The sequence below is a fragment of the Pectobacterium fontis genome (assembly GCF_000803215.1).
In the GTDB taxonomy this organism is placed as follows: domain Bacteria; phylum Pseudomonadota; class Gammaproteobacteria; order Enterobacterales; family Enterobacteriaceae; genus Pectobacterium; species Pectobacterium fontis.
On sequence record NZ_JSXC01000068.1, the window covers coordinates 1 to 303 of the forward strand.

The 303-nt window shown below is 48.8% G+C and carries 2 tRNA genes; both read left to right on the plus strand.

Features of this window, described 5'->3' with window-relative positions:
• Nucleotides 1-40: 40 nt before the first annotated feature.
• Nucleotides 41-117 (plus strand) — tRNA-Ile (locus OI69_RS18385).
• Between the two features lie 42 nt (nt 118-159).
• A tRNA-Ala gene (locus OI69_RS18390) sits at nt 160-235 on the plus strand.
• The last annotated feature ends 68 nt before the right edge of the window (nt 236-303 follow it).

Genomic DNA, 303 nt, shown 5'->3' on the forward strand with positions numbered 1-303 from the left:
CAGATTGTCTGATGAAAATAACGAGCAGAAATACCTTAATAGGCTTGTAGCTCAGGTGGTTAGAGCGCACCCCTGATAAGGGTGAGGTCGGTGGTTCAAGTCCACTCAGGCCTACCAACTCTCGCGTGAGTGGTATGTAAGGTATCTGTAAGTAGAGATGGGGCTATAGCTCAGCTGGGAGAGCGCCTGCTTTGCACGCAGGAGGTCTGCGGTTCGATCCCGCATAGCTCCACCATTAAAAAAGACTTCAGAGCGTATTGGCAACAGTATGCTGCGAAGTATTTTGCTCTTTAACAATCTGGA